The sequence below is a fragment of the uncultured Actinobacillus sp. genome (assembly GCF_945915845.1).
Lineage (GTDB): Bacteria > Pseudomonadota > Gammaproteobacteria > Enterobacterales > Pasteurellaceae > Exercitatus.
In genome coordinates, this window is the sequence record NZ_CAMEFX010000030.1 from 1 (window position 1) to 24,045 (window position 24,045).

Consider the following 24,045-nt stretch of genomic DNA (forward strand, 5'->3'; position numbering starts at 1 on the left):
CAAAGTGCGGTTGAAAATCACGCGGAATTTATTTTTGTTCATGTGCTGTTCCTTAATAACAGAGATTGTTATGAATGATGATAGAAATACAAAAGCCCACTATTCCGTGGGCATTGTGTTAGATTTTGGCTTATTTTGTCATTAAATTAAGCAAGGCTTGATAAACTGCTTGTGCTTGTTCGCCTGAAAGGGCTTCTTTGTCTTCATTTGAAATAACCACTGCACTTTGGTTGCCGTATGCGCTTAATTGCATACTGTATTCGCCATTTTCTAGCTCTGGCTGTGAGGTGCCGAAACGCGCCCATTCTGTGGCGTCAATGGCTTTATATTTTAACAGGCGATAACCGCGTCCTACGGTTTCTTCTTTAATTTCAAAGCCAAGTTGTGGCAATATCTCACCTAATTTTGTCCAAGATTGGTTGAAATTTGAGGATAATCCTAAAGCAAGATGACCGTTAGCATCGTTGACGATGGCAGCTTGAATAGGGCCTGTCGGTTCAGGTAATGCAGTGTCTTGTTGCTGTGTGCGATAAGCTGCATTAAGCTCACCAACTAAATGATTTAATAAATCTGATGCATAAAGCTCTTTAGCTTTAGTGCTTGGTATTGTCACGATATCATCACGCTTCATGTCGGATACTGCTACTACTAATGCATTTGCATCTTTGGCATGAATTTCTTCAATGATGTAACGAACTTGAGTGTTGCCACCTTCGTCATTACGTTCTACGTTTGCCCAATCTGTTTGAATTTGTTTGTCATTGGCGGTGAACGTAATATTTTTTTCCGTTAACAAACGTTGAACTTGTTGAATATTGTAAACATCTTGGCGTGAATTTGGATAAACGATAGATGCGCGTTCGCCATCAAATTGTGCAATTGAATTAGTGATAATTGCCATAGGTACTGATGGTGGGCGAATATCGAGTGCTTCGCCTTTTTTAATGTCTTTAGTTGGTAATTGGAAAGTGTTATTCGCACCAATAATGGTTAAACCGGCTGTGTCTAAGGTGGTGAATTCTGTAATGTCAGCAGCGTGTTTAGCATAGCTGTCATTGGCTAAACGGCGACTTTCCGGACTTGAACAAGCGGTTAAGGTTGCTAAGACTGCAATGGCAATGGCCAATTTTTTCATAATTTATCCCTTTAAGCTAAAATTTTGTATATTGTCAGACAATAAATTCATAGCAAAGTTTACGTGATAAATACAACAAAGTCCACGCATGGACGTGGACTTCTAATCGATTAAATAAACTTAAATTAAGCCGGCGGTTTTTAATGCTGCTTCTACTTTAGGTTGTGCCCCTTCGCTTAAGGTGGTTAATGGCAAACGCAATACAGGTGCTTTGATTAAACCTAAGCGATAAGCTGCCCATTTCACCGGAATTGGGTTGGCTTCAACGAATAAATCATGATGTAAGGCATTTAAGCGGGCATTGATTTTATCTGCTTCAGCAAAGTTGCCTTCTAAAGCAAATTGACACATTTTCGCCATATCTGCGGCAGCAAGGTTATTGGTGACGGAAATGACACCTTGACCACCTAATTTCATACTTTCTAAACCTGTTGCGTCATCGCCACTCAAGAAAATAAAATCTTCACCGGCTAATTCTTTAATTGCTTTAACGCGGCTTACATCGCCTGTGGCTTCTTTAATACCAACAATATTTTTAATTTTGGCTAAACGACCTACAGTTTCAGGTTTCATGTCTGAACCTGTACGACCGGGTACGTTATAAAGAATTTGTGGTAAATCTGTGCATTCTGCGATAGCTTTGAAATGTTGATACATACCTTCTTGGGTTGGCTTGTTGTAATAAGGGACAACACTTAAACAACCTGCAACACCACTGCCTTGTAGCTGTTTTGTCATCGTAATGGCTTCACTAGTGGCATTGGCACCAGTTCCTGCGATAACAGGAATTCTACCTGCAGCAAATTCTACGGTTTTCAAGATAACCTTCACATTTTCATCAATACTTAATGTAGCGGACTCTCCTGTTGTCCCTACAGCAACAATGGCATTTGTGCCTGATTCAATATGGAATTCCACTAATTTACGTAATTCTTCGTAATCAACTTCACCGTGGATATCCATTGGTGTAATCATTGCGGTAATACTTCCGTAGAATAAAGGTTGTGTTGCTGACATAAAAAACTCCTAGTGTCTTTTTATTGTATGAATTAGCGTTAAGGATTGCTAAAATATGGACGCTTTGCAAGTGTTTTTTTCGCTTTTTGCGATTTAAGTCAAAAAATAGGAAATTTTTATGATCAATCCATTAAAACAAGGTCAAAATGCACCGCACTTTTCATTATTAAATCAACACAATGAAATGATTTCGCTCTCTGATTTTAAAGGGAAAAAAGTGTTAGTTTACTTTTATCCTAAAGCCCTCACGCCGGGTTGTACTACACAGGCCTGTGGTTTGCGAGATGTGAAAGCAGAATTGGAAGCATTGAATACGGTGGTGGTGGGGATTAGCCCTGATGCACCTCAAAAACTCGCTAATTTTGAAGAGAAAAAAGCCCTGAATTTTACGTTACTTTCTGATGAAACACATCAAGTCGCTGAACAATTTGGGGTGTGGGGTGAAAAGAAATTTATGGGGCGTGTGTATGATGGCGTTCATCGCATTAGTTTTTTGATCGATGAAAATGGCGTGATTGAACAGGTTTTTGATAAATTCAAAACAGGTGAACATGCAAATGTGGTGTTGGATTATTTGAAGAATAAATAGTAAATAGGGAAGTTGGTGATAAACTTACCAACTTCCTTTTTTATTAGTCTTAACCTTGCGCTTTTACTGCCGCTAACGCCACCATATTGATAATACGGCGAACTGATGAAGCAGAAGTAATAATATGCGCCGGTTTTTTCATTCCCATTAAGATTGGTCCAATAGTAATAGGTTCTGCAGTACCTTGAAGAATATTTAAGCTAATACGTGCCGTTTCCATATTTGGCATCACAAGCAAGTTTGCCACACCCTTTAATGGACTATCAGGCATTAATTCTTCGCGTACTTTTGGCAATAATGCCGTATTGGCATGCATTTCACCGTCAATGGCAAGCGTTGGATCCTGTTCGCGCACAAGATCTAAAACTTGACGCATTTTAACCGCGCTTGGGGTATTTAATGTACCGTAGTTTGAATGGGAGATTAAGGCGACTTGTGGTTCAATCCCGAAACGGCGCACTTCTTCTGCTGCCATTAACGTAATTTCCGCCAATTCTTCCGCGGTTGGATCTTGGTTTACAAAGGTATCTGTAATAAACAAATTACCACTTTGCATCACTAAACCATTTACCGCTGCCGGCACTTTAACATTATCTTGCACGCCAATAATCTCTTTAACTACCGCAAGATTCGCCGCATAAGTGCCTACAAGACCGCCCACCATGGCATCCGCATAGCCTAATTCTAATAAGGCAGAACCAATCGCAATGGAGTTGGTTAACATGCGGCGTTTTGCCATGGCTTCCGTCACACCATGACGTTTTTGTTTCGCGTGATAAAGCGACCAACATTCGTTATAGATTTTTTCATTGTCTGTATTGAGAATTTCAAAATCTTTACCGTTTTCAAGTTTTAAGCCTAGTTTTTTGATTTGTTCTTCAATGACGGCGATACGTCCTACTAACACAGGGAAGGCAATGCCTTGCGTGACAATTTCTTGCACGGCATACAATACGCGAGATTCTTCACCGTCTGTTAATAACACGCGTTTTTTGTTCGCTTTGGCTTGGTCGAAAACCGGTTTCATAAACAAGCTGGTTTTGTACACAAATTGCGTTAATTTTTCGATGTAGGCATTCCAGTCCGTGATAGGACGCGTTGCAACACCGCTATCCATTGCCGCTTTAGCAACCGCAGGTGCAATACGTACGATTAAACGTGGGTCGAATGGTTTTGGAATAATGTATTCAGGGCCAAATGATACTTCACCTCCGCCATAAGCTGAAGTCACCACTTCGTTTTGTTCTTCAAGTGCTAAGTCAGCAATAGCGCGAACCGCTGCCATTTTCATTTCTTCGTTAATACTTGTTGCGCCAACATCTAACGCGCCGCGGAAAATAAATGGGAAACAAAGTACGTTGTTCACTTGGTTCGGGAAGTCCGAACGACCTGTACAAACAATGGCATCAGGGCGTACGGCTTTGGCTTCAGGTGGAGTAATTTCAGGATTTGGATTTGCCAATGCCAAAATTAATGGATTTGGTCCCATGGTTTTCACCATATCTTGGGTTAATGCGCCTGCCGCGGAGCAACCTAAGAAAATATCTGCATTGGGAATGGCATCAGCTAACGAGCGTGCGCCAGTGTCTTTTTGTGCATACAGTTTTTTGGTCGCATCCATTTTATCATCGCGACCTTCATAAATGACGCCTTTGGAATCGCAAACTGTGATATTTTCACGTTTCATACCCAATGATACTAATAAATTCAAGCAAGCGATTGAGGCAGCCCCTGCACCTGAAGCAACTAATTTTACTTCATCGATTTTTTTGCCAATAATGCGTAAACCGTTTAATACGGCGGCTGAGCTGATAATTGCCGTGCCGTGTTGGTCATCATGGAACACAGGAATATTCATGCGTTCGCGTAATTTTTGTTCAATGTAGAAACATTCCGGTGCTTTAATATCTTCTAAGTTGATACCGCCAAAAGTAGGTTCTAACGCGGCAACGATTTCAACAAATTTTTCAGGATCTTTTTCATCGATTTCAATATCGAAGACATCTACGCCAGCAAATTTTTTAAATAAAACCCCTTTCCCTTCCATCACAGGTTTTCCGGCTAAAGCTCCAATGTTTCCTAAACCTAATACGGCTGAACCATTTGAAATCACCGCTACTAAGTTACCGCGCGCGGTGTAACGATAGGCTTTTGCAGGATCCGCTTGAATTTCTAAACAAGGTTCCGCCACACCCGGGGAATAAGCTAACGCAAGGTCGCGTTGGGTGGCTAATGATTTGGTTGGGGTCACTTCAATTTTCCCCGGTTTTGGGAATTCGTGAAAATCTAAAGCAGCTTGACGTAAATCGGACATAATGTTGCATCTCCTGTTGCAGTTGTTATGAATGTTCTTTTCAAATTTGTCTAGGGTCTGTTTATCTTTCAATAATAAGCTCCGCTGCAGCTTTTTATTGAAAGATAAACAGACCCTATTATACGCCTAAAAAGTTTGAATTCTCTGATCTACTTCAAATTTTCACAAAAAATTTACAAATGCGACACAAAATAAATTTTTTCCTGACCGCACTTATGTTTCCTTGGAAATAGGGTAAAATGAACGCTCATTCATTATATAAGAAAGAATTCAATATCCATGCGTTTAGATAAATTTTTAGCAGAACAAACAGGTTTAACGCGCTCGCAAGCTGCAAAAGTATTGCGGCAAGGTGCGGTGGAAATTAATGGCAAAATTGAAAAGTCGGGGGCGGTAAAGGTTTCGCCCACGGATGAAATTATCTTTGATGGCGAACCGCTTGAGTGGGTGGTGGGGAATCAATATTTTATGCTGAATAAGCCTCAAAATTGCGTTTGCTCACATGATGATGGTGACTATCCGACGGTTTACCACTTTTTTGATTATCCCTTAACAAGTCGATTACATACCGCAGGACGTTTAGATGCGGATACGACGGGATTGGTGTTGTTGACCGATGATGGCCAGTGGTCACATCGTATTACTTCCCCAAAACATCATTGTGAGAAAACCTATTTAGTGACTCTTGCGGATCCTGTGGAAAACCATTATCAAACAGCTTGTGAGCAAGGGATTTTACTACGCGGCGAAAAAGAACCCACCAAACCCGCAAAATTAGAGATTTTAGATGATTACAATGTAAATTTGACGATTAGCGAAGGGCGTTATCATCAAGTGAAACGGATGTTTGCCGCCTTGGGGAATAAAGTGGTGGCGTTGCATCGCTGGCGTGTGGGAAATGTGGTGCTGGATGAACAACTAGAAGAAGGGGAATTTCGCCCTTTAACGGAAGAAGAAATAGCGAGTTTTCTATGAGTAATAATGTGAATTTAAAACCTGAATATAAAGCAAGTACGATCTTTGTGGTTACCCTAGGGATTTTATCGATGTTACCGCCTTTGGGAATTGATATGTATTTGCCGTCATTTTTATATATTGCAAAAGATTTAGGGATTACCCCTGAGCAAGTGCAATTCACCCTCACTTTTTTTAGCTATGGCATGGCGGCTGGGCAGTTATTTTGGGGGCCGGTTGGCGATAGTTTTGGGCGAAAACCCATTATTTTGCTCGGCGTGAGCGTGGGGGCAACGGTGGCGTTAATTTTGACGCAGATTAATTCTATCGAAAATTTCACCGCACTTCGTTTTATACAAGGTTTCTTTGGGGCTGCCCCTGTGGTGTTGGTGGGGGCGTTGTTGCGAGATTTGTTTGATAAAAATGAACTGTCGCGGATGATGTCAATGATTACCTTGGTCTTTATGGTGGCACCGTTGCTTGCGCCGATTATCGGTGGACAGATTATTAAATACTGGCATTGGCATATGATTTTTTATGTGATTGGTTTTATGGGGTTATTGAGCTTATCCCTAGTGTCCTTCATTATTCCTGAAACCCATCAAAAAGAGCATCGAATTCCTTTACGTTTGAGCGTGATCATTCGTAACTTCGCGACCCTATGGAAACAAAAAGAAGTGTTGGGTTATATGTTTTCATCGGGCTTAGGCTTTGGCGGTTTGTTTGCCTTTATTACCTCAGGCTCTATTGTGTATATTGGGCTTTATGGCGTTGCACCTGAAAATTTTGGTTTCTTCTTTATGTTGAACATCGGCATTATGACCTTCGGTTCCATAATGAATGGGCGTTTTGTGCGTAAAATCGGTGCAGAACGAATGATGCAAATTGGCTTATCTATTCAGTTTATTTCTGCAATTTGGCTCATTTTAACCGCACTTTTGGATCTCGGTTTTTGGAGCATGGCAATCGGTGTGGCGTTTTTCGTAGGTCAAAACTCGTTGATTTCATCTAACGCCATGGCATCGATTTTGGAAAAATTCCCGACTATGGCAGGCACAGCCAATTCTGTGGCAGGTAGCGTACGCTTTGCCCTTGGTGCAACGGTAGGATCCCTTGTGGCACTAATGAAAATGGATAGCGCGGCACCAATGCTTTATACCATGAGCGCTTGTTCGCTAGGTGCGGTATGTTGTTATTATTTCTTGACTTATCGGACGATTAATCAATAGAACGGTTGAGAGCTGTAGGGCAAAACATTTTTTGCCCTGATTACCAGATTATATGAGCCGTATAGGATTATTGAATCTGAGCCGCGTTGCGGCTCTTTTTTCAGTCCCGGCGGGGCTGGGATTAATGAACCTAGCACGGCTCGTGCTAGGTTATTTATCAGTAGTTGGGGCAAAAATATTTTGCTCCAATATATCTTCGTTATCTAGCTTTTCGGGATTTCTACACCTGATGATAGTAAATCTTGAATGTCAGATTTCAATACATCGGCTTTTGGCCCGTAGATAGCTTGGATACCTGTACCTTTGATGATTAAGCCCATGGCTCCGGCTTGTTTCCAACCGGCTTCATCGCCCACGAGTTCCGCATTGTGAACGGTGATACGTAAACGTGTCATACAGGCATCCACATCGGCGATATTGTTGCGTCCGCCCAGTAAATTCACGATTTGTACCACTTGTGTGCTTGCGTTAGCAACGGTTGGCTCGTTGCTTGAGCTGTTATCATCGGCATTTTTCGCATCGTAGTTGCCGTTACGACCGGCTGTGGCGAGATTGAATTTCTTAATCATAAAGTTAGCGATAAAGAACATCACCACGGCGAAAAGGATAGAGACCCAAATAAAGTTAATCACATCCATGCCAATTCCCGCTTTTATCGACATTGGTGTACGGGTTAAAAACTCGATATTCCCGAATGAATGTACACGTAAATCCACAATATCCGCCATCGCAAATGCAGCACCTTGCATTAAGGCATAAACAATGTAAAGCGGAAGTGCCACGAACATAAACATATATTCAATTGGCTCGGTTACGCCGGTTAAGAACACCGCAAGAGCAGAGGAAAGGAAGATCCCTTTGTAGATATTTTTCTTATCTGCATCTACGTTGATATACATGGCTAAGGTTAAGCCCATTAAGATACCACTTGAGCCAATCATTTGACCCACTTTGAAGCGCGCCGGTGTTACCGTTGAAAGCAAGTTGTTGTATTGGTCTAGGCTTCCCGCATCTTTAAGGTTAATTAAGTCACTGATCCAAGCCAGCCATAATGGGTCTTGACCAAATACTTGCGTACCTTGATGTGCGCCTGTTAAGAAGGTGTAAGTACCGCCCAATGAGGTGTAGTTCATTGGAATGGTGAGCATATGGTGTAAGCCAAAAGGTAACAATAAACGCTCTAATGTACCGTAAATAAATGGCGCAAGAATTGGCGCGGTATTTTGTGAATTCGCAATCCATTGACCAAAGTGGTTAATCCCTGTTTGTACCAACGGCCAGAAAATAGACAAAATTAACGCCACAATCACAGAACGATAAATCACCACGAAAGGCACGAAACGTTTACCGTTAAAGAACGTGAGTACTTCAGGTAATTTGCGGAAATTGTAGTATTTGTTGAACGTTGTTGCGCCCACAAAACCGGCAATAATCCCCACAAACACCCCCATATTTAAGGCAGGTTGTCCGAGTACATTCACAAAGTAGTTTGCTACAGGAATATCGCCCGCTAACAGTGTACTAACGTGCGCATTTGGATCGCTAAGCATATCAAGCTTCACGCCAAAGAAGTTACCTGTGATCAAGTTGATTAAGATAAACGCAAGACCTGCTGCAAAAGCACCGCCGGCACGTTCATTCGCCCAGCTACCGCCAATAGCAAGGGCAAATAAAAGATGAAGATTACCGATAATCCCCCAACCGATTTGGGCGATAATATTGCCGAGACGTAGCACCCATTCGGCATCACTGAGTAACGGCAATGAATTACCGATACTTACCATTAAACCCGCGGCAGGCATTACGGCAATAACCACCATCAGGCATTTACCAAATTTTTGCCAGAATTCAAAACTCAGTAGTTTTTTCATGTTTGTACTCCTAGAAAATGAGATCGACTTCCACACCAAAATGGTCGGAAACCACCGCTTTATTTTTGCCATTGAAAATCACTTGGCTTGATAAAACGCGTTTTGCTTGATTTAAAAAAATGTAATCTAATCGCTTCTCTTCGCTATGGTCACGCCAACCATCAATGGCTTTTTCTACTGTAATCCCCGAATCTTTTTGTTCTGCAAGATCGTAAGTATCAATTAATCCAAGGGATTTAATGTTTTCATAGGCTTGCGGATTGGTGATGGCGTCCGTATTAAAATCCCCCATTAGAATTTTGAGATGATGGTTTGATGTGCGCTCAACAATATTGCGAATATTTTCAAGCTGATTTTCTTCTTTGCAATCAGGAAGATTAATATGGCAGGAATAACATTCCACCAACTGTCCTTGATATTCCACCGTTAACCCTAAGATTTTGCGGGAAAGAATGGAATCTAAACGTTGGTGTTGGCTGCAATAAAACGGATCCACATCGTATACCGGTAAGCGCGTTAAAAAGGCGATTCCTTCATCATATTTATCGTAGCCAATGTGTGAGTTGCTCCAAAACAGCGAATATTTTTGCTCAACCTGTTGGTTAATTTGGCGTAATAAAATTACGCCATAATTATCTTCTTTTAAGCTAGCGGAAAGAGCAGGGGCAGACATTAATTGATTGACTTCTTGCAAAGCAATCACATCGTAGCCCTTTTCCACAATGGTTTGAGCCAGTGTTTGGATTTTATCCGCTTGGTTGTCCTCCAACCAAGCGTGTACATTGAGGGTGAGTAATTTCATTTTTCCCCCTTAGCCCTCACAATGCCAAATATCTGCATTATATTGCGCGATAGTGCGGTCTGAAGAGAAGAAACCTGCTTTCGCAATGTTGCAAATCACTTTTTTGTTCCAACTATCTTGGTCTTCGTAATCTGCCAAGATTTGCTCTTTTGTCTCTACATAATCATTGAAATCAATCAAGGTCATAAACCAGTCTTTATTCAATAACTCATTGTAAAGACGCTCTAAGCGCGTTTGATTACCCAATTTGACCAACGCAGGATCTAGGATAAAATCCACCGCTCTTTTGATGTTTTTATCGTTGGTGTAGTAGTCTTTTGACACATAACCTGCAGTTTCGTAAAGTTTGATGATGTGATCAGCATCTTTACCGAAAGTATAAATATTTTCCGCACCGGCAAGCTCGGCAATTTCTACGTTCGCGCCATCCATTGTGCCAAGCGTTAAGGCACCGTTGAGCATAAATTTCATATTACCGGTACCCGAAGCTTCTTTTGAAGCAAGTGAAATTTGCTCAGAAATATCCGTTGCAGGAATAAGTTTTTCTGCCACGCTCACATTATAGTTTTCCACTAAATGCACATTTAAATATTGATTAACTTCAGGATCATTGTTGATCAATTCAGATAAACAAAGAATTAAGTGAATAATATCTTGTGCAATAATATAAGCCGGTGCTGCTTTACCACCAAAAATGACCGTAATTTTACGTTTTGGTAATTTACCCGCTTTAATTTCAAGGTATTTATGAATCACATAAAGTGCATTCATTTGTTGACGTTTATATTCATGGAAACGTTTAATTTGCGTATCAATAATTGAATTTTCGTCTAACTCAATACCTTTATTTTCTTTCAGGTATGTTTTTAACGCCAATTTATTTTGGAATTTAATTTCCGCTAATTTTTGATAGACTTTTTTGTCATCTTTAAATGCTAACAATTTTTCTAATTGCGTTGCATCTTGTAAATAACCATTACCGATTAATTCTTTAATGTAAGCGGCTAATGGTTGGTTAGCGAATTCTAACCAACGGCGGAATGTAATCCCATTGGTTTTATTATTAAATTTCTCAGGATAAATTTCGTAAAAAGCTTTTAATTCTGAGTTTTTCAAAATTTCAGTATGCAATGCCGCTACGCCATTCACCGCATTTGAGAAGTGAATATCCATATGCGCCATATGTACACGATCTTGCTCATCAATGATTTGTACTGCCGGATTGCTGTATTTAGCACGTACTAATTGATCTAATTGTTTAATGACAACCACTAAGTGCGGTACAACTTCATCTAAATAAGCAAGTGGCCATTTTTCAAGGGCTTCCGCAAGAATGGTGTGGTTGGTGTAACCGACCATATTGCGAACGATATCTACCGCTTCTTCAAATTTAATACCGTGTTTTTCCGTTAATAAACGGATTAACTCAGGGATGACCATTGATGGGTGAGTATCGTTAATTTGAACGTACGCGTAATCCGCCAAATCATGTAAATTACTACTGCGCTCAATCGCTTCATCAATCAATAATTGTGCCGCATTCGACACCATGAAGTATTGTTGATAAATACGTAATAATTCACCGTTTTTAGTTGAATCATCCGGGTAAAGGAATAGAGTTAAGTTCTCTTCGATTTTAGTTTCATCGAACTCAATCCCTTCTTTGATTAAATTATAATTTAACCCTTTAATATCAAATAAATTTAAATAGTTTTTAGTGTCTTTTTGGTAACCTAAAATATCAATACGATCTAATTTTGATTTTAAGGTGAAGTTTTTAAACGGCACTTCATAGCTAATCTCTGTTGGAATTAACCAAGCATCTTGTTCAATCCAGAAGTTTGCTTCTGTGTGTTGTTCATTGCGTTTGAATACTTGTTTAAATAAACCACAGTGATAATTTAACCCCACACCTTCTGCGTTTAAACCAAGGGTTGACATTGAATCAATAAAACAAGAAGCTAAACGACCTAACCCGCCATTACCTAAAGAAGGTTCAGGTTCAATATCTTCAATATGGCTTAATGATTTGCCCGCTTCCGCTAATTCATTTTTAATTTCTTCATATAAGCCTAAATTGATTAAGTTATTCGATAATAATTTACCAATCAAAAACTCGGCAGAAATATAATAAACTTTACGTTTACCGTTATTTTTTGCTTTGTTTGCGGCAATTTCTTTTACGAAGTTTAATAATTGAACATAAACTTCTTTATCGCTTAATTCTGCTAAGGTTTTGTTCGTATTATTTTTTACAAAAGAATTAAATTGTGTCATTTTGAGTTCCTTGTTTATTTTTTCGTTGATATAACGAAGTCATTTGAGTTAAGAAATCTTTTTTATCTTGGGTTAAATCGCTTTCCAGCATACGCCATTCCCAATTACCGCCAATGGTAGACGGCATGTTCATTCTTGAGCTCTTTGGCAAATCCAAGAGATCTTGCATGGTGACAATTGCCGTATTGCTCACGGTGGCAAACAGTTGGCGAATCATTGCTTGGCTGAGTGATTCCTTTTCACCACGATGGGTATAATCGTTGATGTATTGCTGTTGCTCCGCATTTAAATCCGCATACCAACCATTCAACACATCGTTATCATGTGTGCCGATGTAAGTAATGGAATGTGGAATGTTGTAATGTGGGCTATCGAAGCTTTCGCCTGTGACATCTTCAAAGCCAAACTGCAGAATTTTCATACCGGGATAGCCACAGTCAGATAAGAGTTTTCTGGCTTTATCATCAATATTGCCTAAATCTTCCGCAATAATCGGTAAATCGCCTAATTGCTGTTTCACCGCTTCAAACAACGCATAGCCCGGACCCGGCTGCCAGCTTCCGTCTTTTGCCACAATCGCATCACCATCCACTTGCCAGTAATCAGAGAAACCTTTGAAATGGTCGATTCGCAATACATCATAAATTTTAAAGCTCTCTTCAATACGATGAATCCACCAGCTATAACCTTGTTTTTTATGCTCCGCCCAATCATAAAGCGGATTGCCCCAAAGTTGTCCTGTTTCGCTAAATTGATCCGCCGGTACGCCTGCTACAAAAAGCGGTTTACGTGTTGCGTCTAATTGGAAAAGTTCCGGTTTTGTCCAAACTTCTACGCTATCCGCCGCCACATAAATCGGCATATCGCCAATAATTTGAATATTGCGTTGGTTCGCATAAGCCTTTAATGCCAACCATTGTTGGAAGAAAAAGTATTGGGTGACTTTGAAGTATTGGATGGTATCTGCCAGCATTGCACGATATTTTTCAAGGGTTTTCTCATCGCGAGCAACGGCTTTTTTATCATCCCATTCTTGAATGGCTTTATTGTCAAAATGCTCTTTAATCGCCATAAATTCCGCATAATCGTCTAACCAAGTGCGGTTATTTTTCTCGAAGTTTTTATAATCCGCTTGGTATGCTGCATTTTTAACGAAATTTTTAACCGCACTTTCTAATATAGGACGGCGAGCGTAAAAAATACGTTCATAATCAATTTTGGCAGGGTCATCACCAAAATTAACATTCACGTAATCTTCCGCTTTCAACAGACCTTGTTTGGCTAATAAATCAAAATCAATTAAGTGCGTGTTGCCGGCAACGGCAGAAAAAGATTGGTAAGGGGAATCTCCATAGCTTGTGGTGGTTAATGGTAAGATTTGCCAATAAGTTTGCTTTGTTTCCACTAAAAAATCCACGAAATCGTACGCAGATTGCCCGAAAGAACCAATACCATAAGGGTTTGGTAATGAAGTGATGTGCATTAAAACACCGCTTGACCGAGTAAACATAACATTGCCTTTATAAAGTAAAAAACGTGGCTAATTTAAACCTAAATTTTCCTTTCTGCAACAACTTTTACGTAAAAGATGAAATTTAATCGTAAAAATATGACGTAGATCACAAAAATTTACGTATAAGTTGTGAAATTTATGTTATTCTATGCGTCAAGGAATTAAAAAATGAGCAAAGGGAATGGGTAGGAAATGAGCAAATATAAGAAAGTTTATAACGATATCAAAAATAAAATTCGCAGCGGTATTTTAGGCGCAAATCAAGAATTAGCCAGCGAAGGCGAATTGATGCAAGAATATGGTTTTTCCAAAGATACCATCCGCAAGGCATTGTTTTTATTGGAAATGGATGGTTATATTCAAAAGCAACAAGGTCGAAATTCCATTGTGTTAGCGAGAGATCTAACCAAACCGCAAATGCTTTCGGAAATCAAAACCGTAGGGGAATTAAACCGCGGTTTAACCCATCAAGTAAAAACGACACTCACGAGTTTGTATATTGTGCAAGGTGAGCCGGAATTGATGCGCATCTTTAACGTAAATGATCAGATTGATTTTTATCGTATAGGTCGTACGCGTGCCATTAACGGCGAAAATGTGGAATACGAAATTTCTTATTTCGACCGCCGCATTGTGCCTTTTATCAGCCGCGATATTGCCGAGCATTCAATTTATCATTATTTAGAAAGTGAATTAGGCTTGAAAATCAGCCATTCACAGCGTGAAATCAGCTTCCGCTATGCCAATGACGAAGAGAAAAACACTATGGATTTAGGGGAATATGAGATGGTGGTCAATGTCACCAGCACCACCTATTTAGCCGATGGAAGCCTGTTCCAATACGGCAGCATCAGCTACCGCCCCGATAAAATCACCTTTGCATCCACGGCAAAACGGCACGTAGAGTAGGGTTGATATGAACTTATCCGTATAAGTTTCCAAAAGATTATTAAGGGTGGCATCGCTCATTTATTACAGCGATAAATCTCATAGAATTGGAAGTCAATTTCCATTTTTATGAATTATTTAAACAATTGGAAGTTTATTTCCAATTTATGTATAATTTATAAAAACAGGAGATTTACTTCCAATTAGGTGATCTTATGATTTTGCGTGAAAACTATCTACAAGAACTCATTCAATTTAAAGATACAGACTTTATCAAAGTGATTACAGGCGTTCGCCGCTCTGGAAAATCGGTATTGCTGATGCAGTATCGTGATTATCTACAAAATCAAGGCATTGCCCCTGAAAATATTATTTATCTCAATCTTGAAGGTTTTGAATATCAAGGGGTCAAAAATGCTGACGATTTCCAATTGTTGATTCAAGAAAAACTGCCTGATTCTCAAAATAAAATTTACTTTCTGATTGATGAAATCCAATTTGTGGAAGGCTGGCAGAAAATCATCAATGCAATTCGAGTGAGTTTTAATGCGGATATTGTAATTACGGGTTCAAACGCTAATTTACTTTCGGGAGAGTTGGCTACCTTGCTCAGTGGGCGATATGTTGAAATTAAGCTTTATCCACTCTCTTTCAAAGAGTTTTTGCTTGCTAAAAATGTGGAGAGTCATTCTCGAATGGTAGATAAGTTATATCAGGAATATGAACAATACGGCGGTTTCCCAAGCATTGTGATGTCAGCGGAACCGCTAAAAGACACCATTCTTTCAGGCATTTTTGATTCCATTGTATTGAATGACATTGCACATCGAGCAGGGGTAAAAGATACGCATATATTAAAAAGTGTCATTTTATTTTTAGCCGATAATGTGGGGCAATTGGTCAATCCGACAAAAATCAGTAATACACTCACATCCGAACGAGTGCCCACTTCTAACCATACTATCAGTAAGTATTTGGATTTATTAGAAAATGCCTTCTTATTTTATAAAGCGAAACAATATGATATTCGTGGCAAAGGCTATTTAAAAACCAATGCGAAATATTTTATTGTAGATAATGGTTTAAGACGGCACGCCATTGGTAAAAAAGGGGCAAATTACGCTAACCGCTTAGAAAATATTGTGTCTATCGAACTGCTACGCCGTGGCTATACGGTTGATGTGGGTAAATTAGACAGCAAAGAAATTGACTTTATTGCTCGCAAAGCCGATGAAATTTTGTATGTGCAAGTGGCATATGAAATCCCAGATAATACCCACGAAACGGATAATTTGTTACATATTAAAGATAACTACAAAAAAATTCTGATCACAGGCAGATATTACGATCAAAACGAAATTGATGGCGTGCAAGTGAAATATATTGTGGATTGGTTGTTGGAATAGGGGATAAATGGCTATTCAATCCTACCTAGCACGGTTTGACCCTATCCCCACTTTGCAACTCATTGATAAAAATCTGCACCTTAACTAGTTGGTTGTTTAGTTTAACTTTTAAGGTGCAGCACCACTCACCCTAGGTTATTTTTTCTCACCAAAATCAAAAATCGCAGATCATAGGCGTTGTTTTCATCGGCGGGGCGATATGCTTCGTATTCGATTTGCCATTCATCCCAATTTAAAGCGGGGAAAAAGGTGTCGCCTTCGATTTCGGCTTGAATTTGGGTGAGATATAATTTATCTGCTTGTGGCAAATATTGTTTGAATAATTCGCCACCGCCGAGAAGTAAGATTTCTTCTGAATCTTTCACTAAATCCACCGCACTTTCAAGGCTGTCTTTCCAAATCACACCATTGTGTTCAAAAGGTTTGCGTGATAGCACAATGTTAATGCGTTTCGGTAACGGGCGACCAATACTTTCAAAGGTTTTTCGCCCCATAATGACCGGTTTTCCGGTGGTGTTTTGGCGAAACCAAGCTAAATCGGCAGGCAAATGCCAAGGCATTTGGTTGTCTTTGCCAATGACGTTGTTGAGGGTTGTGGCGACAATTAAGCTGAATGTCATAAGAATCCTTTTTTATGTGGTTATACGACCGGTTTTTGGCGATAGAATAACAGACGCGGCAACGCAAGTCCAAATACTAATGCCCCCAGTAAAAAAGCGGTTTTGACAAAATTATCCATCATTTGTTGGAATAATTCAAGAGATGAACCGTAATAGTTAATTTGTACGACCGCAATCATTGCTTTATAGGCGTAAATCCCCGGGATCATGGGAATAATGGCGGCAACGGTAAAAACTTTGGGATGAGCCAAATAACGTTGTGCAATTTGAACGCCGATAAAGCCCACCAAGGCGGAGGCTAAGAATGTGGCGAGAACAAGGGATGTGCCGAAGTGTAGCAAAGCGGTGCGAAAACTATGCCCAACCGCCCCGAGAATCGCGCAGTAAATTAAGGCGCGTGGGGGGACGTTAAAAATTAAGGCGAAGCCTACGGCTGGGATTGCGGCGAAAAACATATCGTCCAACAGAATGAGAAATAGCTCCATTTTAGTTTCCCCATTGTGAAATATTCAGTAGATTGAGAGCGAATACAATGCCCATGCAAGCCCCAAAGGTAAGAATGGTGGCAAGCGTCCAGCGCGCAATGCCCATATTGAGATAACCTTTCAGCATATCCGCTAAGGAATTGACCAGTGGAAATCCCGGTACCAGCAATAATACACTGGAAGCGAGCGCGATTTGTGGCTGGTTGCCTAAATTGAATTTGAGCGCAAGCCCTGAAATTAACGTGGCAACAAAGGCGGTAATGGCGAAGACAATTAATGGATTAAAATGGCGATGGATAAATTCTTGACGGATAAACATCCCAATGGCGGAAGCGATAAAGGTCATGGCAAAAATGATCCAATCGCCACCGGATAAATGGGCAAAGCACGCGCAGGATAACCCAATCATAAAGACCACAAGCCAGCGATTATATTTAAAGGGTTTAATATTTTCTAACTTTTGGCGTACCAATTGCGTGTCATAAATATGATGTTCCGCCGCAATGATAATATGTTGCACTTCCGTGATCACGTGCATATTTAACCCTTTGTCGGACACATTGCGGGATGTGGTTAGGCAATGCCCTTTAATGCGTGTGGTGACAATAACCGCATTTGGCGTTAGCGCACATTCTACGCTGTCCATGCCCAAGGCAATCCCGAGCCGTATGGTCATTTGCGCTACTTGCGCGCTTTCTAAACCATGTTGTAGTTGTAATGTAGCAACCTGTACACACAGGCGCGTGACTTCCCGTTGTTCGGGGCTGGCGACCAATAAACTTTCTGTCATTTTGTCTCTCCCAAATTTGTACTGTTTGGCATTATATGCCTATTTAATGGCAGTACAAAGTGCGGTCAGATTTTTCGTGATTTTTGCTGAGTTTAGTGCTAATTTATTTAAAATTTTTTAATTTAGGTCAATATTTTATGAAAAATATGCAAAAAACGATTGTAGTGAAATTTGGCACCAGCACCTTAACGCAAGGAACGCCAAAATTAAATCGTGCTCATATGGTTTCTATCGTGAAGCAAATCACAGAGTTACACAATGCGGGTTTTCGTGTGGTAATCGTAACTTCAGGGGCAATGGCAGCGGGGCGCGATTATTTAGGACATCCACAATTACCGCCAACCATCGCGTCTAAACAAATGCTCGCCGCCGTGGGACAAAGCCAGCTAATTCAAACGTGGGAAAGTTTATTTGATATTTATGATATTCGCATTGGGCAAATTTTGTTAACGCGCGCGGATATTGAAGATCGCGAGCGTTTTCTTAATGCCAGAGATACCTTGCACGCGTTGTTGGATAACCGCATTATTCCGGTGATTAACGAAAATGACGCGGTGGCAACGGCGGAAATTAAAGTGGGCGATAACGATAATTTGTCTGCGTTAGCGGCTATTTTAGTACAAGCGGATCAACTTTATTTGCTCACGGATCAACAGGGCTTGTTTGACAGTGATCCACGTAAAAATCCTGATGCCAAACTGATTCCTGTGGTTGAACAAATTACCGATCATATTCGTTCTATTGCAGGCGGTAGCGGTACCCATTTAGGGACAGGCGGTATGTTCACAAAAATCACTGCTGCCGATGTTGCCACGCGTTCAGGCGTGGAAACTATTATTGCACCGGGAAACCAACCGAATGTGATTGTAGATTTAGCATATGGTCAAGCTATTGGAACTAAATTTACCGCCCAAACCGATCCCTTAGAAAGCCGTAAACAATGGTTATTTGCTGCGCCTGCTGCCGGCGTTGTGGTGATTGATGATGGAGCTGAAAGTGCGGTGTTAATTCAGCATAAATCTTTATTGCCCGCCGGGATTGTTGCGGTAGAGGGGCGTTTCTCTCGCGGCGAAGTCGTTAAAATCCGCACTCAAAGCGGAAAAGAAATTGCGCTAGGTATGCCGCGTTATAATAGCGATGCATTAATGCAAATTAAAGGTAAAAAATCTACTGAAATTGAAAGTCTATTAGGGTATGAATATGGCTCTGTGGCAGTGCATCGAGATGATATGATTGTGAGATAATCGCTAAAATGACATCAGATGAGTGAATATCTAAATTTAAAATAGGTGATGGCACGGATATAATGCCCTCCCTTAATATTTATAAAGGAAAGTTTTATGACCCACTATCATTTGCACTTGAAAGCAAAAGATGAATTAACGCCTCATGCCACAGTGCAGTATTGGCGAAAATGCCAAGTTGAAGAATTATTTAATATGCCTTTTATGGATTTAGTCTTTAAGGCCGCACAGGTGCATCGTGAGAATTTTAATCCCAATGAAATTCAACTTTCCACCTTGCTTTCGATTAAAACAGGGGGCTGTCCTGAAGAATGTGATTATTGTCCCCAATCAGCACGTCATGATACAGGCGTGCAAAAACAAGCGATATTAGATGTAGATTATATTGTCGAAAAAGCCAAAATTGCTAAAGCACGTGGTGCAAGTCGTTTTTGTATGGGGGCAGCATGGCGTGGGCCAAAACCAAAGGATATGGCATTACTTTCTAACATTATCAAAGCCGTCAAAGATCAAGGGCTTGAAACTTGTGGTACCTTTGGGATGCTTGAAGAAGGCATGGCGGAGGACTTGAAAGAAGCTGGGTTGGATTATTATAACCATAATTTAGACACTGCTCCTGAACGTTACAATCAAATTATTCACACGCGCTCTCATGATGATCGAATGGATACTTTAGGCAAAGTGCGAGAAGTCGGTTTGAAAATTTGTTGTGGCGGCATTGTGGGAATGAATGAAACAAGAGCTGAACGCGCGGCTTTTATTGCGAGTTTAGCAAATCTAAGCCCACAACCTGAAAGCGTGCCGATTAATCAACTCGTGAAAGTAGAAAATACGCCGTTGGCGGAAGCGGAAGAACTGGATTGGACAGAATTTGTTCGAACTATTGCCGTTGCGCGCATTACCATGCCTCAAAGCTATGTCCGCCTTTCTGCAGGACGCACGGATATGCCGGAAGCCATGCAAGCCTTATGTTTTATGGCTGGTGCAAATTCTATTTTCTATGGGGATAAATTGCTTACCACAGAAAATCCTGAGCAAGATCATGACAGAGCCCTAATGGAAAAATTAAATTTATATCCATTGGCAGTGACGGAGTAGGTGTACCATTCTTAAATACAAAAGCGCGGTCAAATTGACCGCACTTTAGAGCATTTGCACAACCCAAACATTACATTTCCCCTAATGACATCGTTTACATTCACTTGGGCTATGATGAGTTGACGCAAGAATGTAAACGCACCGCCTGATCATACTAAGGCATTTATATATAAAGACTAAGCAATAACCTCAATCCCTTTATTTTGGACTAGTGTCAGTAATTTCAATGCTGTACCACTTGGTTTCTTTACACCACGTTCCCATTCAGAAACTAATTTAGCACTGATATTAAGGTAATTCGCAAACACCGCTTGAGAGAAATTCTCCATATGCTGCAGCAGCTAATAACGCTAAATTATTATTAGACATAATTATACCTCGATAGTTATCTTAAATAACTTTTTATAAATTCTAAACCATTTGAGATAGCATTTTCATTACAATCAAAGCTCTCAGATAAACCGGAAAAAGGATTATTAAAATATCCTCCAATTAAATGATATTGTAGAATGATTTTTTTGATCTTTTGATCATAGAGTATATATGTATCATGTCCGAAGATTGTTTTTGGATATATATATACATATATATTCAAATTAGGATACTTATTGTTAATGGAAGATAAATAATGTCTATGTTCATTAAAATACATGATTGGTTGATATAGACCTTGATTTCTTATAAAAAAAGGATCTTTTTCTGGCTCACCTTCAATCGTAGGATAATATACCCATTCAGTACCTTTGAGTGACTCATTAACGCCTGATAACTTTCTCCATTCTTCGGGTGTTAAAAAAACTTCTACTTCTTTGCCTTTCCACATATCACAACGGTAAGGAGTAATGATTTCTGCTAAAATCATGTCATAGAAAAAAGATACCCATAAAATATAGGGTATAAAAGGGATAAGTAGAGCAATGCAACAACAAGGATGCTTGCTAAAATGCTGTTTTAACTTATTACAAATGCTATGGCTCATCGCAAAATCTCACTATCACTTTTTATCTCCCGAGCACAAGGCTACAGAAAAGATGCTGTCATCTTTATAACACAGATAATGAGATCAAAAAACAATCAAATTTTAACTATGTGTTCTCATTCACATTTTTCATAAATAGGAAATTTGGAATAGTTCAAACATTACTTACATTTCGAGCCGTGAATGTCTGTGGTATCTAGATTTCTTTTCTCGTTCATCAAAGTAGCCGAGCAAATGAAATAGGTAATAAATTTGCCAAATGTCGTCAGTATAAGTCTCAAAGGCAATCAACTCAGGGCAAGATCGCATCTTTCTCAAATTTATGATCTAATACCTTAATTATCCATATCAAGTTTCAATCCAGAAACCCAAAGTGCTTTGCACAGTGTGACGGTGTGGAGCCGGTCTCGTGGTTTGATTTTGTCGCAGAAAAAATCCTCGGGTAAGCAAAATGAGCAGCAGGCGGTGATGGAAATTATCGACAGTTTTTGCTTAAAAAATGCCGTTGTAACGGTGGATGCGATGAATACACAGAAGAAAATTGCAGAGAAAATCATCGAAAAGAGAGGGGATTATGTGATGCCGTTGAAGAAAAACCACCGTCAATTTCAGTCGGAAGTGGAGGTGTATTTTCACAAAATCAGCCGAGATTGCCCCGAAATGTTTGAGACGTTTAGGGAGGTAAATGCGGAACGTAGTCGAATTGATGAGCGTTACTACCGTAAGCTGAAAGTGAGTGATTGGCTGAGCAAAGCGGAGGAATGGAAGGGGATAAAATCGGTGTTGGAGGTGTGTCGCAAGAGGTGAGATAATGACAAAGAATCGCAAGAAAAAGTCTTTTATATCAGTAGTTTGGGTGTTGATGTTCAAATGTTGGCGAAGTGCGTGCGAGGGCATTGGGAAGTGGAAAACAAAGCCCATTGGGTGCTAGATGTGGTCTATAAAGAAGACGAATGTGCTGTGACCGATGAATGGGGTGCGGAAAATCTGGCAATTTTGCGTCGATTAGCGTTGAATTTGGCACGATTACACCCGAAAAAGCAGAGTATGAAAGGGAAATTGACCGCTGCCGGTTGGTCAGATGAATTTCGAGATGAGCTGTTGCTCGGCGTGTAGGTTGAAAAATGTACAATATATGCGGTTGCCCTGGTTTAAGTATAAAAAATCGAAATATTTATTTTGCTTTAGAACGATGCCAAACTTATCTTTGGCAGAAAGTCTGAGAAGTGAGTTTGCTAAGGCGTTGAAGTGCGGTCAAATCGACCGCACTTTGTTGTTTCCGGATATTAAAGAATATCTAACAATTCCACTTCAAACACTAACACGCTAAACGGTGGAATTGAAGCACCTGCACCGCGCTCACCGTAAGCCAGGTTGTGTGGAATGGTTAAACGCCATTTTGAACCCACCGGCATTAATTGTAATGCTTCCGTCCAACCGGCGATAACACCACTTACAGGGAACTCTGCAGGGACACCACGAGCCACTGAGCTATCAAATGTTGTACCGTTGGTTAATGTTCCCGTGTAATGTACACGAACACTGTCGGAACGAGTTGGTTTTGCACCGTTACCTTCCACTAACACTTCATATTGTAAGCCTGATTCTGTGACGTTTACGCCGTCTTTTTTCGCGTTTTCTACTAAGAATGCACGACCTTCTTCTTCAATGGCTTTGAATTGTGCCTGTGCGGCTTCTTGCGCTTCTTGTTGTAACTGTTGCAACGCGGTGCTCACTTCGCTTAATTCAAGTGCAGGCGGATTTTGATTTAATACATCATAAATCCCTTTAGCAACCGCTTCAGCTGAAACTTTTAAACCGCTGTCAGCAAGCTGTTGACCAATTTGCAGACCAACACCATAGCCGCCTTTTTCACCTGTAGTTTCTAATTTTACTGAATCAAAAATTGACATGTTTTTTTTCCTTTTTTGTGAGTTATTTTTTATAGGCTAATACTTCGCCAACACGGGTAACAGCGTCCACATCAAGGTGTTCAGCCAGTTTAACCTGATTAGCTTGGAATAAGTTAATCACCGTTGAGCCAAGTTGGAACGCGCCCATTTCTTGACCTTTGGTTAATTGGATGGCGTCATCCGCATAATCCCATGTTTTAATTTCATTAGGACGCGGTGGATTAATTACCCCAGCCCAAATGGTACTAATGCTTGCGGTGATAGTTGCTCCGACTAAAATTTGAATCATTTTGCCAAATTCTGTATCAAATACGCAAATAACACGTTCGTTACGTGCTAAGAGATTAGGGACGTGTTCGTTTAAAAATGGATTAACGGAAAATAAATCCCCCGGTACATAAATCATCTTACGCAATGTAGCATCGCAAGGCATATGCACACGATGATAATCCCGTGGCGATAAATAAGTGGTGGCAAATGTCCCATTTTTAAAGTCTGCGGTTAATTCTTCATCGCCGGCTAATAAATCACGCAAGCTGAATGCGTGACCTTTGGCTTGTAACAAAGTTTCATCTGAAATTTCACCACATTGGCTGATTTTACCGTCCGCCGGCAAACAAAGTGCGGTAGGATTTTCATCAATTTTGCGTGCACCTTCTTTTAATTGACGAATAAAAAATTCGTTAAAGGTCGCGTAATCGCTGAAGTTTTCTTTTGCCGCTTCTGACATGTTAATGTCATATTTTTTAGCGAAAAGTTTGATGATGAAATGCGTGATGACTCCCCATTTCTGCTTGGCAAGCCAACCTGCACCTTGGGTCAGGTATTTTTGTGGCATCACATATTGAAAGGCGATTTTTACGCGCTGCCAATAGGTTAAATTAAGCGTTTTTTCTAATAGATTCATCGAAAAGAGCCCTA

Annotated in this window: 21 protein-coding genes and 1 pseudogene; 8 read left to right on the plus strand and 14 right to left on the minus strand. The window is 40.2% G+C overall.

Annotation, left to right across the window (positions count from 1 at the left end; genetic code table 11):
• Nucleotides 1-130: 130 nt before the first annotated feature.
• Together bamC and dapA are read right to left on the minus strand one after the other, a co-directional pair.
• Nucleotides 131-1,135 carry an outer membrane protein assembly factor BamC gene (bamC, locus tag Q0O89_RS07535; protein ID WP_293731095.1) on the minus strand — a complete coding sequence of 335 codons (1,005 nt, stop codon included), beginning with the start codon at nt 1,133-1,135 and terminating at the stop codon, nt 131-133.
• A gap of 120 nt (nt 1,136-1,255) precedes the next feature.
• Nucleotides 1,256-2,152, minus strand: a complete 897-nt coding sequence (dapA, locus tag Q0O89_RS07540) for a 4-hydroxy-tetrahydrodipicolinate synthase (protein ID WP_293731096.1) — start codon at nt 2,150-2,152, stop codon at nt 1,256-1,258.
• A gap of 121 nt (nt 2,153-2,273) precedes the next feature.
• On the opposite strand from dapA, the gene bcp reads away from it, so the two are divergent.
• Nucleotides 2,274-2,741, plus strand: coding sequence for a thioredoxin-dependent thiol peroxidase (gene bcp / locus Q0O89_RS07545; RefSeq protein WP_293731107.1), 468 nt, complete (start codon nt 2,274-2,276; stop codon nt 2,739-2,741).
• Between the two features lie 49 nt (nt 2,742-2,790).
• On the opposite strand, the gene Q0O89_RS07550 is transcribed toward bcp, so the two are convergent.
• Nucleotides 2,791-5,058: an NADP-dependent malic enzyme gene (locus Q0O89_RS07550; protein WP_293731108.1), complete on the minus strand. Its 2,268-nt coding sequence runs from the start codon at nt 5,056-5,058 to the stop codon at nt 2,791-2,793.
• A 276-nt stretch (nt 5,059-5,334) separates the two neighbouring features.
• Between Q0O89_RS07550 and rsuA the strand changes: the two genes are divergently transcribed.
• Entirely contained in the window at nt 5,335-6,030 is a 696-nt protein-coding gene (rsuA, locus tag Q0O89_RS07555; RefSeq protein ID WP_293731097.1) for a 16S rRNA pseudouridine(516) synthase RsuA, read from the plus strand.
• On the plus strand, nt 6,027-7,238 hold the full coding sequence (locus Q0O89_RS07560) for a Bcr/CflA family multidrug efflux MFS transporter (protein ID WP_293731098.1): 1,212 nt from the start codon (nt 6,027-6,029) through the stop codon (nt 7,236-7,238). Before rsuA ends, Q0O89_RS07560 begins: the two co-directional genes overlap by 4 nt.
• Before the next feature lie 203 nt (nt 7,239-7,441).
• Here Q0O89_RS07560 and Q0O89_RS07565 read toward each other — a convergent pair whose 3' ends face one another.
• Genes Q0O89_RS07565 through malQ form a run of 4 tightly spaced genes read right to left on the minus strand, consistent with a single transcriptional unit; the run spans nt 7,442 to nt 13,698 of the window.
• Entirely contained in the window at nt 7,442-9,109 is a 1,668-nt protein-coding gene (locus tag Q0O89_RS07565) for a PTS transporter subunit IIBC (RefSeq protein WP_293731099.1), read from the minus strand.
• A 10-nt stretch (nt 9,110-9,119) separates the two neighbouring features.
• Nucleotides 9,120-9,911, minus strand: coding sequence for an endonuclease/exonuclease/phosphatase family protein (locus Q0O89_RS07570; protein ID WP_135709102.1), 792 nt, complete (start codon nt 9,909-9,911; stop codon nt 9,120-9,122).
• A gap of 9 nt (nt 9,912-9,920) precedes the next feature.
• Complete coding sequence (gene glgP / locus Q0O89_RS07575) at nt 9,921-12,188, minus strand: glycogen/starch/alpha-glucan family phosphorylase (protein WP_293731100.1); 2,268 nt, start codon at nt 12,186-12,188, stop codon at nt 9,921-9,923.
• Complete coding sequence (gene malQ, locus Q0O89_RS07580) at nt 12,175-13,698, minus strand: 4-alpha-glucanotransferase (protein ID WP_273316911.1); 1,524 nt, start codon at nt 13,696-13,698, stop codon at nt 12,175-12,177. The genes glgP and malQ overlap by 14 nt, the downstream gene beginning before the upstream one ends.
• 195 nt (nt 13,699-13,893) lie before the next feature.
• Here malQ and Q0O89_RS07585 point away from each other — a divergent pair, with 195 nt between their 5' ends.
• Together Q0O89_RS07585 and Q0O89_RS07590 are read left to right on the plus strand one after the other, a co-directional pair.
• Complete coding sequence (locus Q0O89_RS07585; protein WP_273316915.1) at nt 13,894-14,610, plus strand: UTRA domain-containing protein; 717 nt, start codon at nt 13,894-13,896, stop codon at nt 14,608-14,610.
• Between the two features lie 194 nt (nt 14,611-14,804).
• Nucleotides 14,805-15,995, plus strand: a complete 1,191-nt coding sequence (locus Q0O89_RS07590; RefSeq protein WP_135709106.1) for an ATP-binding protein — start codon at nt 14,805-14,807, stop codon at nt 15,993-15,995.
• A gap of 125 nt (nt 15,996-16,120) precedes the next feature.
• Here the strand turns inward: Q0O89_RS07590 and folA are convergent, their stop codons facing one another.
• From folA to Q0O89_RS07605, 3 genes are read right to left on the minus strand one after another with little or no spacing between them, the layout of a single operon-like run.
• Nucleotides 16,121-16,615, minus strand: a complete 495-nt coding sequence (gene folA, locus Q0O89_RS07595; RefSeq protein ID WP_293731101.1) for a type 3 dihydrofolate reductase — start codon at nt 16,613-16,615, stop codon at nt 16,121-16,123.
• A 20-nt stretch (nt 16,616-16,635) separates the two neighbouring features.
• Nucleotides 16,636-17,100 (minus strand): threonine/serine exporter family protein, encoded by a 465-nt coding sequence (locus tag Q0O89_RS07600; RefSeq protein ID WP_273405421.1) that lies wholly within the window; start codon nt 17,098-17,100, stop codon nt 16,636-16,638.
• Between the two features lies 1 nt (nt 17,101).
• Nucleotides 17,102-17,890, minus strand: coding sequence for a threonine/serine exporter family protein (locus tag Q0O89_RS07605; protein WP_135709109.1), 789 nt, complete (start codon nt 17,888-17,890; stop codon nt 17,102-17,104).
• A gap of 137 nt (nt 17,891-18,027) precedes the next feature.
• Here Q0O89_RS07605 and proB point away from each other — a divergent pair, with 137 nt between their 5' ends.
• Entirely contained in the window at nt 18,028-19,134 is a 1,107-nt protein-coding gene (gene proB, locus Q0O89_RS07610; protein ID WP_293731102.1) for a glutamate 5-kinase, read from the plus strand.
• 96 nt (nt 19,135-19,230) lie between these two features.
• Nucleotides 19,231-20,232 (plus strand): biotin synthase BioB, encoded by a 1,002-nt coding sequence (gene bioB / locus Q0O89_RS07615; RefSeq protein WP_293731103.1) that lies wholly within the window; start codon nt 19,231-19,233, stop codon nt 20,230-20,232.
• A 176-nt stretch (nt 20,233-20,408) separates the two neighbouring features.
• Here bioB and Q0O89_RS07620 read toward each other — a convergent pair whose 3' ends face one another.
• Together Q0O89_RS07620 and Q0O89_RS07625 are read right to left on the minus strand one after the other, a co-directional pair.
• Nucleotides 20,409-20,561, minus strand: coding sequence for a helix-turn-helix domain-containing protein (locus tag Q0O89_RS07620; protein WP_293731104.1), 153 nt, complete (start codon nt 20,559-20,561; stop codon nt 20,409-20,411).
• A 56-nt stretch (nt 20,562-20,617) separates the two neighbouring features.
• Nucleotides 20,618-21,211 carry a hypothetical protein gene (locus Q0O89_RS07625; RefSeq protein WP_293731105.1) on the minus strand — a complete coding sequence of 198 codons (594 nt, stop codon included), beginning with the start codon at nt 21,209-21,211 and terminating at the stop codon, nt 20,618-20,620.
• Nucleotides 21,212-21,556: 345 nt separating this feature from the next.
• Between Q0O89_RS07625 and Q0O89_RS07630 the strand changes: the two are divergent.
• Nucleotides 21,557-22,327, plus strand: a pseudogene (locus Q0O89_RS07630) (ISAs1 family transposase).
• Nucleotides 22,328-22,497: 170 nt separating this feature from the next.
• Here Q0O89_RS07630 and Q0O89_RS07635 read toward each other — a convergent pair.
• Nucleotides 22,498-23,124, minus strand: coding sequence for an FKBP-type peptidyl-prolyl cis-trans isomerase (locus Q0O89_RS07635; RefSeq protein ID WP_293731106.1), 627 nt, complete (start codon nt 23,122-23,124; stop codon nt 22,498-22,500).
• Between the two features lie 22 nt (nt 23,125-23,146).
• A complete protein-coding gene (asd, locus tag Q0O89_RS07640) occupies nt 23,147-24,031 on the minus strand; it encodes an archaetidylserine decarboxylase (RefSeq protein ID WP_293731109.1) in 885 nt (294 codons plus the stop codon).
• Between the last annotated feature and the right edge of the window lie 14 nt (nt 24,032-24,045).

Bases quoted from the DNA above. Each gene is read 5' to 3' on its own strand.
- Q0O89_RS07560 (WP_293731098.1), top strand. From the start codon at position 6,027: ATGAGTAATAATGTGAATTTAAAACCTGAATATAAAGCAAGTACGATC.
- Q0O89_RS07625 (WP_293731105.1), bottom strand. From the start codon at position 21,211: ATGAGCCATAGCATTTGTAATAAGTTAAAACAGCATTTTAGCAAGCAT.
- Q0O89_RS07570 (WP_135709102.1), bottom strand. From the start codon at position 9,911: ATGAAATTACTCACCCTCAATGTACACGCTTGGTTGGAGGACAACCAA.
- proB (WP_293731102.1), top strand. From the start codon at position 18,028: ATGAAAAATATGCAAAAAACGATTGTAGTGAAATTTGGCACCAGCACC.
- bioB (WP_293731103.1), top strand. From the start codon at position 19,231: ATGACCCACTATCATTTGCACTTGAAAGCAAAAGATGAATTAACGCCT.
- asd (WP_293731109.1), bottom strand. From the start codon at position 24,031: ATGAATCTATTAGAAAAAACGCTTAATTTAACCTATTGGCAGCGCGTA.
- rsuA (WP_293731097.1), top strand. From the start codon at position 5,335: ATGCGTTTAGATAAATTTTTAGCAGAACAAACAGGTTTAACGCGCTCG.
- Q0O89_RS07620 (WP_293731104.1), bottom strand. From the start codon at position 20,561: ATGGAGAATTTCTCTCAAGCGGTGTTTGCGAATTACCTTAATATCAGT.
- folA (WP_293731101.1), bottom strand. From the start codon at position 16,615: ATGACATTCAGCTTAATTGTCGCCACAACCCTCAACAACGTCATTGGC.
- Q0O89_RS07565 (WP_293731099.1), bottom strand. From the start codon at position 9,109: ATGAAAAAACTACTGAGTTTTGAATTCTGGCAAAAATTTGGTAAATGC.
- bamC (WP_293731095.1), bottom strand. From the start codon at position 1,135: ATGAAAAAATTGGCCATTGCCATTGCAGTCTTAGCAACCTTAACCGCT.
- glgP (WP_293731100.1), bottom strand. From the start codon at position 12,188: ATGACACAATTTAATTCTTTTGTAAAAAATAATACGAACAAAACCTTA.
- Q0O89_RS07585 (WP_273316915.1), top strand. From the start codon at position 13,894: ATGAGCAAATATAAGAAAGTTTATAACGATATCAAAAATAAAATTCGC.
- Q0O89_RS07635 (WP_293731106.1), bottom strand. From the start codon at position 23,124: ATGTCAATTTTTGATTCAGTAAAATTAGAAACTACAGGTGAAAAAGGC.
- Q0O89_RS07600 (WP_273405421.1), bottom strand. From the start codon at position 17,100: ATGGAGCTATTTCTCATTCTGTTGGACGATATGTTTTTCGCCGCAATC.
- malQ (WP_273316911.1), bottom strand. From the start codon at position 13,698: ATGTTTACTCGGTCAAGCGGTGTTTTAATGCACATCACTTCATTACCA.
- Q0O89_RS07590 (WP_135709106.1), top strand. From the start codon at position 14,805: ATGATTTTGCGTGAAAACTATCTACAAGAACTCATTCAATTTAAAGAT.
- Q0O89_RS07605 (WP_135709109.1), bottom strand. From the start codon at position 17,890: ATGACAGAAAGTTTATTGGTCGCCAGCCCCGAACAACGGGAAGTCACG.
- dapA (WP_293731096.1), bottom strand. From the start codon at position 2,152: ATGTCAGCAACACAACCTTTATTCTACGGAAGTATTACCGCAATGATT.